Source organism: Iningainema tapete BLCC-T55 (genome assembly GCF_014698965.1).
Taxonomy (GTDB): domain Bacteria; phylum Cyanobacteriota; class Cyanobacteriia; order Cyanobacteriales; family Nostocaceae; genus Iningainema; species Iningainema tapete.
In genome coordinates this window covers 41,355-50,485 of record NZ_JACXAE010000097.1, presented here as the reverse complement: position 1 = coordinate 50,485, position 9,131 = coordinate 41,355, and the positions used below count along the sequence as shown (strand labels likewise).

At 40.1% G+C, this 9,131-nt stretch carries 1 protein-coding gene; it reads right to left on the bottom strand.

Annotated elements, in window-relative coordinates:
• Positions 1–17: 17 nt before the first annotated feature.
• On the bottom strand, positions 18–8,054 hold the full coding sequence (locus ICL16_RS31880) for a type I polyketide synthase (protein ID WP_202895823.1): 8,037 nt from the start codon (positions 8,052–8,054) through the stop codon (positions 18–20).
• Positions 8,055–9,131: the final 1,077 nt, after the last annotated feature.

Sequence of the window (9,131 nt, the reverse complement as noted above, 5' to 3'; positions counted from 1 at the left end):
CCTGAAATTATTATAAATTACGAATTACTCAGAAAAGCTTCTAAATCCGAAAGCTCTTGCAAAATTAGATCGTTATCAATTTGCTGCGGTGGAAGAGCGGGAACACTGTCCACAGCTACGTTAACCTCCCAACCGAAAACCCGCTCCACGAGATAATCAACTAATCGTTGGATATTGGGAAAATCAAATATCAAAGAAGCAGGTAGAGAAACTTCCAATCCTTTTTCTAAACGATTTTTTAATTCAATAGAAAGAAGAGAGTCAATCCCCATGTCTAAAAATCCTTGCTCGGCGTCAGGAATCTGGTTAATTCCTAAAATGGTAGCTACTTGTTTGCCGATATATTTAAACAAGTGTTCGCGACGTTCCCCTGGTGGTAGCTCTTTGATCAAACCGCCTTCCCCTGGCTGTTTGACAGATTTGACGGGAATTTGGGTTTGTCCAAGTTTTTCTAGAAGTGGTTTATTGCCTTGAAATTCATAAATGTTTTTGAACCGGAGCCAATCTACATCAGCCAGTAAAACTTGCGTTTTACTAGATGCCATAATAGCAGTCATAGCTCGAAAAGCAATATCAAGAGGTATTTCTTTCATACCAATCTGTTTGAGCCAATCTTCATATTCTTCGGAAACTATGCCATTTCCAGCTAATAATGCCCAATTTAAAGTAGTAGCTGGTAATCCTTGAAGATGACGTAAATGAGCCAAAGCATCCATGAGATGACTGGCAGCATCGTATATACCTTGCTCTTTGGCTCCCCAAATTGCACCTGCGGAAGAGAAAAAGACAAAGTAGTCTAATTCCGTTTTTAAAGATAAATGGTGCAGATTCCAAGAACCGCGAACTTTCGCCTGAAAAACCTCTTTGAGATCTTCCAATGTACATTCGCTCAATCGAGCTTTGCGTCCTGATACTCCAGCTAAATGGAAAATACCCCGTAGCGGATAGGATGTTTTTTGTATGCTTTCAAAGATGCGGGACATCTGCTGGAAATCTCCAACATCTGCTTGACAAACCTCTATAGACGCTCCCTTCTGTTCTAAAGTAATGAGATTTTGAATAATTTCCGAAAATTCTGCCTGCGATTCCCAAGACTCCCACTCAGATCTTTGTGGAAATTGACGACGTGTAGTCAAAATGAGGTTTTTCGCACCCGAATCAACCAGATAATGGGCAAGGTGAAGCCCTAGATGACCGATGCCTCCTGTGATTAAATAGGTCGCTTGAGCTTGGATAGTTACTGGCTTTGTAGGTATTTCAAGTGTCGAGAGACGTGCAACATATGCTTGACTGTTGCGGAAGAGAAGATGATCCTCTGCAACAGATGTCAGTTCTGGCAGTAAAGCGGCAAAATTTTGAGTAATATCGACTTGAGGATCGAGGTCAATCATTCCGCCCCATAGTTCTGGTTCTTCTAGCCCTATAACACGCCCCAATGCCCAAAGGGGAGATTGAGTGACAAAAGATGGTCGATCTAGTTCAAAGGGTTGACCACCTTGGGTGACGAGAAATAATTTGGGAGATAATGGTATTTTTTTAATTGCTTGTAGAAGATTTAAAAAATAGCTACAGCGATTAAATAAATTAGAATCAGGATTTTGAGCCAATTCTACTTGATTGTTACCATCACCATTGAGAAGATAAATAATCCCACGCGGAGCCTGAGAAGCACTAGCTTGCTCGATCCATGCTTCTAGCTGCTCTGGTTGGGTAGCATTTAAACAATACTCAAATGGGGATATCCGAGCAAAGCTATCTCCTTGATAAGCGATCGCACAAGAGCCTTGATGTTTTGTAAATTGCTCTTGAATTGCCTGCGTGCTATGAATGTTTTTTTCGCTATCGGTAAAAATTAGCCAATGTCCGGTATCACTCGTTTTGTCTTGGTTACTGCCTAATTTATTTTGGGCAACAATGATACTTTGTTGAAATAAAGCGCTACCAATTTTTTCGTCTGGAGAGACAGAAGAAGCTTGAGCAAAACCAGATTCTCTGAGAATAGATTTCCAAGCGGATGCATCGATGATGGGATGATCGGATCGTAAATGGCGATCGCTAAAGCGCCACCAACCTGGAGCCACGCCAAAGATCAGATCGATCCACCGGGACTGGTTGGTAAGTTCTAGGAGTAACAAATGTCCGCCAGGACGAAGCAAACCGCGAATATGGGGTAAGGTTTCTCCTTGTAAATCTCGCGTAGAATGCAATACATTTGCCGCAATAATCAAATCATAAGAACTGGGTGAAAAACCTTGAAGCTCCCCGTCTTTTTCTATGTCCAGAACTTTGTATTCTATGAAGGGAACTCCAGCAAAAGTTTCCCTGGCAGTCTCAAGAAAGAATGGCGAGATATCAGTAAATGTGTAGGTAATTTGGCGAGCGGCACAAGCTTTGAGTACGTGATGGGTTGTAGCTCCGGTTCCAGCGCCTATTTCTAGAATGCGGATGGGTTCTAATTGAGAATAGCTGGATAATAAAAGCTCAACTGTTCTGGAGATACCAAGGTTGAGAACTTTTGCCCAAGATGTTTCTCGGTAAAACTCGGCTGCACCAAGCTCTGTTTGTGAAAATAATATGGATAGGGGAGAAATTTTTCCTGTAAGTATCGCTGCCAAATTGGCTGCAACTCTATTAAATAGTTTCAGTTCTACACGCGCATTCGGGTATTTTTCAATCAGTTTATCTATTGTTATGGGGTTAGATTGCGGTTCACTGATGATTTTCCAGTCATTACCCTGCTTTGTCAGAATGCCTGTTTCTGCCAATATCTTCAAGCAATGATTCCATAGCAACCTATACTCTTCTTGAATGCCAGCCTGACGAAAACTGTTTTCAGGAGAAAGGATGGTATTTATTTGAAATAATCTCAAATCTTTTAATGCTTTGACAATAAAGTCCGCACTGAGTTCTTCCATCTCACAGAAAGCTAGAGAAACTCCTGTCATTTGTGCCGATTTTATCGTTTCTTCAAAAGAAGATTCTAAATCAGTCTTAATTGTTTCCAGATTCTGTAATTTTCTGGGGGATACATTCGGATGAGGTAGCCATTCAAACTGGTAAAGTAAGTTCTCAAAAGTAGAATTACCAGTGTCTTGATGATGTAGCTTGATTAATTGTTGAACAATTGCAGATAAAGTTTGTTTTTCTCCTTCAGAATAATTGCCAGTTTGTAGTATAGTCTGCATCAAAGTTTTTGTATCTCTTTGAGACAGCATTTTAACTACAGCAGATTCCTGTGAGGAAGTTTGTTGGGATTGGTTTTTTAAAGGAATCCAATGTCGGCGTTGCTGGAAAGGGTAGGTTGGTAAATGGCATCTTTTGGGTTGGTAATCTTTGTCGAAGCCAAACCAATCTACATTTGTGCCGCGAACATAAAGCTTGCCAAGACTTTCTAGTAGAACCTCCCAGTCAGAAAATCCCGAGCGGAGACTTGGTAATATCAGCGGTTTCAATAAAGAGATCGATGACTGTATAATTCCTAGTAGAACGGGTTGCGGACCAATTTCTATAAAAGAATCACACCCCAGAGATTGCAGAGACAGAACTCCTTGGTGAAATTGGACGGTATGCAGCAAATGCTGAATCCAATATTCAGGAGTAACAATGCTGTCATCAGCAACTTCTCCCGTCAGGTTAGAGATGATGGGGATTTGGGGTTGGGCGAAGGAAATTGAGCGCACTTTATTTTTAAAGTCTTCGCATATGGGTTCTATGAGGGGTGAGTGAAAAGCATGAGAAACTTTCAGAGAGCGAACTTTAGCTCCTTCGTTAGTAAAATGTTCGCACAGGTGTTGAATTAATTCTTGTTCTCCAGAAATTACAGTATGTTTTTCGGCATTGATAGCGGCGATCGCGATTTTTATCCCTTTGCTCTGGCAAACTTTACGAATGTAGTTTTCATCCAGAAAAATAGCTGCCATCGCTCCACGTGCAGGCAGTTGACTAATTAAATTTGCCCGATGTGTGATGAGTTTTAAACCACTCTCAATGTCAAAAACTCCGGCAAAACAAGCAGCAGCATATTCACCCAAACTGTGTCCTAAAACAGCAGTAGGCTGAATGCCCCAAGAACGCCACAATTCGGCTAGTGCTACTTCGACAGTAAATAGAGCCGGTTGCGTATAAGATGTATGGTTTAAAGCCGGCTCGGAATGAGCAAATATAACTTGCAGTAAAGATTTACCAGTTAGTTCTTGATATATTGTTTCACATTGGTCTAAAATTCGACGGAAAGTTGGTTGGGTCTGGTAAAGCTGTTCAGCCATTCCGGAATATTGCGACCCCTGTCCTGTAAATAAAAAGGCAATTTTGGGCGGCTTATTTTGCTCGACTTGATTGTAAATGACCGACTCCACGTCAAGTTGTACAAACCTACGTAATTTGGTGACAAAATCACTAGGTTGGGAGCCTGTCACCGCCAAACGATTCGAGAAGTGAACTCGGCTAGTATTTGCTGTGAATACTACATTGCCCATCTCATCGGGTTGATTTTCGAGATATTCTGCATAGCTTTGCGCCAATTCGATCAAAGCCTGCTCTGTTTTTGCAGAAAGCGTGAGTAAATGGTGGGGGCGCTGGATGTCGTTTCGCTGGGGAATAATGGCGGGAGCTTCTTCTAAAACGACATGGGCATTCACGCCTCCTATTCCTAAAGAGTTAACGCCTGCTCGTCGAGGCAATTCTATGCCATCTCGTTGCTTTGCAGTCCAGGGTATGGCTTGTACGTTGACATAAAAAGGAGTTTTGGAGAAATCAATTTGGGGGTTGGGAGTATTGAAATGTAGAGTAGGTGGAATAATTTGATGCTTGAGAGCAAGAGCAGCTTTGATCAAACCAACAATACCAGAAGCAATTTGCATGTGCCCGATATTTGTCTTCACAGATCCTAAGGCACACTCTCCCTGATAAGCAGCGCGATATGCACTAGCTAGGGCATCAATTTCGATGGGATCTCCTAATTTTGTACCTGTGCCATGAGCTTCCACAAAGCCGATAGTATCAGCCTCGACTCCTGCAAAGGCTAGTGCTTCTGCTGCTGCTGAAATCTGACCTTCTCCTCCAGGAGCTGTGAATCCCAATTTTGTTCCTCCATCATTATTGATGGCAGATCCCTTGATGACGGCGTAGATATTATCGTTATCTGCTAAAGCGTCTTTTAGTCTCTTGAGCAGAACAACCCCAATCCCACTCCCAAATATAGTGCCTTCAGCTTGGGCATCAAAGGCGCGACAATGCCCATCTGGAGAAACAAGCGAACCATCTTGATACAAATAACCGATCTTTTGAGGAGTGTTAACAGAAGCAGCTCCAGCCAGAGCCATGTCACTTTCTCCACTGAGCAGACTCTGACAAGCGAGATGCACAACTACTAATCCGGTGGAACACGCTGTTTGGACATTGACACTAGGCCCGCGCAGGTTAAGTTTATAGGAAATGCGCGTAGTCAAATAGTCTTTGTCGTTAGCCACCATACTTTGGAACCCTCCCATCGAATCTAATGTGAAGGGTTGCAACTCGTCATTGGCATCTAATTGACCGCGATTTGGATAGTAGTTATTGATGAAATAGGTGTTCATACTTGCCCCAGCAAACATCCCAATCGCTCCCTCATAGGAGTTAGGATTGTAGCCGGCATTTTCTAAACATTCCCAGCTACATTGGAGCAGTAAACGTTGCTGCGGGTCCATCAATTCCGCTTCTCGGTTTGTATATCCAAAAAAGTCGCTATCAAAGTACTCTACTTTGTCGAGAATCGGTCTAGCTCTCACATAGTTGGGTTGATTAAACAGTTCAGGCGAAACCCCCGATTCTAATAATTCTTCGTCTGAAAAGAAGGATATTGTTTCGACTCCGTTTTTCAGATTTTCCCAGAAAGTTTGAAGATTGTTGGCTCCAGGAAATCGCCCAGCCATGCCAATAATGGCAATATCATGAGTGTCATTATTGTTACGTGTACGTTTTTCAGCACGCTTTCGACTTTTTTCCTCTGTCGCTTTTGTTGATGATTCTTCCGTCAAGAAACGGGCTAATGTCGCTACAGTTGAATTTTTAAACATTTCAGCTAGAGGAAACTGGCGCTGAAATAGTTTTTCTAGTAGATTTTGTACGCGAATTAGGTGTAAGGAATGACCTCCCAGTTCAAAAAAGTTTTCGTGTAAACCTACTGCCGGAAGTTGCAAAACTTCACACCATACTGCGGCAATTTTGCGTTCGTTTTCTGATTGGGGAATTTGTGTTTTGTTGCGATCGCTAACTAAATACTCATTAATCTCTTGAATGCGCTTCGCAAATAATCCCTGTTCAAAATCTTTTTTTAATTTAGATTTTTGCACCTTACCAATAGATGTTTTAGGAATGAGTTCTGCTTCTAAAGGAATTACATAAGCAGGCGCAATTCCCATCTTTTGCGTAAGATGGCTCCGAATCTCTCTTACCAGTTTTACCCAATGATCAAAATTATCTGATTCCGGACTAAAAGTAATAACTAATAAATCTGTTTCTCTATTTTGATCGAAAACTGCAAAGGCTGCCGTATAAGAAACATTGACACCTTCTAATTCTTCTATAGTTGTTTCAATTTCATGGGCAAAGTAATTAATGCCGTTAATAATAATTTCTTGTTTTTCTCTACCAGTAATGACTAACTCACCATTGTGGAGATAACCCAAATCTCCCGTAAGAAACCAACCGTCCTCTTGAAAAACTTCTTGGTTTAGTTCAAAATTTTTATAATATCCTTCTGTTACTGAAGGACCTTTAATCTGAAGTCGTCCAACTTCATTTTCTGGCAAAACATTATTCTCTTGGTCAATAATCCGAATAGTAGCTCCGGGAATAGGCCGCCCAAGAGATACAAAACTATTCTCTTCTGTAAGTTCATCTTTGCTTATACCTGCTGACCAAGTAATCCCAGAACAAGATTCAGTCATCCCGAATGCTGGTCTAATCACTCTATCTCGCAGTTGATGTTTTTCCAGCAGTTCTAAGAATAAACGAATAGTTTTTCCGGAAATTTGCTCTCCTGCATTAACTAAAAACTTCATAGAGGAGAGGTCATAACAAGACTGGTTAAGTTCACCACCATGTTGATTAATTAATGAAAATGCAAAGTTGGGAGACCAAGAGATAGTAGCTTGATGCTTTTGAATGAGGTCTAACCATTTGAGGGGTTGGCGCAGAATCAATTCAATTGGAACATGGATCTGATGACATGCCAAATCCACAGCCATAATCCCTAAAAATACTATTGCCCCTACATGGTCTAAAGGCATCCAGTTAAGAGTAACTTCCTCTTGTGTAAAATTATTCATCCGCACCGTACCAGCGGACATAGATAGAAGGTTGCGGTGATTAAGCATCACACCCTTGGGAAGACCTGTGCTACCAGAAGTAAATAGTAACAATGCCGGATCTAGTGGTGTGAGATGAGGCAATTTATGAGTTGAATTAGTCCCACTTCCATGTCTGGGAATTTCTGCCAACTGTTGGTTTGATAGGGATTGATTATTTCGCAGAGCATCTATCGATACCACTCGCAATCCCTCTAAATGAGATTGAGTGGCTAATTTTTCTATTTCGGTAATTAATTCACCATCTGATAGGATAATAGGCTTATCTAAAATCTGCCAGACATTATAAAGTTTTTTAACTGCGGAGTTTTCTACATCATAATTAGGAGCAGTGGTCAGAGGTGCAGGAATGATTCCGCCTAAAAAACAAGCCCAAAGTGTGGGAATAAAATTTTGATTTATGCCAATTTGAAATATGACTTTATCTCCTAACTTTAGCCCGCACTGATAAAGTCCATCTAAAATATTTAGAGCATCGTTATATAAATCTTTATAAGTCTGAAAATATTCTGTTTCGTCATTTCTGACGTATGTAATACCTTTACTTGGGTAGCAAGCAGCACGAGCCAATAATTCTGGGAGAATCCCTAAATCCTCTTCTAGTTCCCCACCAAAACTGATTGAATTTTTAAATATTTCTTCTTGAGCATACTCAGCATTAAATTTTTCTTGCAATTCCGTTATTTTACTTTCTTGTGTATGCATAACATTTTTTTGACAATTAATAAAAGATTGCTTGACTAAATAATGAGTTTGACTTACACCTCATTACTTTCATCCTGTATTGCTTGTCTTTTTATTAGTGGAGTTTGCTTGTAACGAGCTTTTAACGCATTACAGGGAATGCTGCCAAGGGAACAATCGTCTGACGCTCAATATAAAGTATACAGTATTACTCACTGAATGATCTGCCCGATCCAAAAAAATTTTATGATTTTTACTATTCTAATATTAATTTTTCTTTTCAAATTCTATACATAACTAAATAACCGGAGATTTGGTCAAATTCTAAGTTGTAACTCAACCAACTATATAACTGTTTAGTTATATTTATAATATATGCTTCATCTCAATATTAGGGTAAAAATGCAATAGCAAATAAATTTTTTTGTCTTAACTGTCTTAACTGTCTTCTGACCTTGGTGCATAAAAGTAGGAAAAGTAGGAAAAGTCTTAACTGCCATAGCGTCTTTACCTTTAAAATGACGAGAGTATATATACTGGCATCACTTTTCAATCCCTCTTATGCTCAACGCTCCCACCCCTACTCAAAAAAAATTTACAAATAACTGAAATGCCTACAATCCTAAACACATAAGCATTTATGGCTTTTACTTTCATCAAAGCCCGGAAAAACAATCAGATTTTCTCTTAAGGGCTTATTGTTTAAAAAACACTTATGATGTAAATTGGGATTCGATGATTTAGGTGTTTACCACTATTTCCTCTTGTCTTTGACATAGCAATGCTAAATAATTTGTGAAATTATCTCTTTTTTTTTCTAGGTAAGTAGTTGCACTTTAGGGCTAAAGCGCAACTACTTACCAAAACTAAGTTTCACAATTCAAATAGGATTGCCATAGTATCTTCTCAGAAGGTTCAACCAGCTATTAATGCTGCTATAATGCTCAGATACGTAAGGTGCGCTCTTCGACGAGAGTACGGCACCAAATCCTTAAGAATGGTGCTTTACCCTGTCGAAGAGCGCACCTACAAATACTTAATTTTGTTCAAAAATCAAACCGGATTCCTATATAGCATTTTCTCAGAAGGTTCAACCAG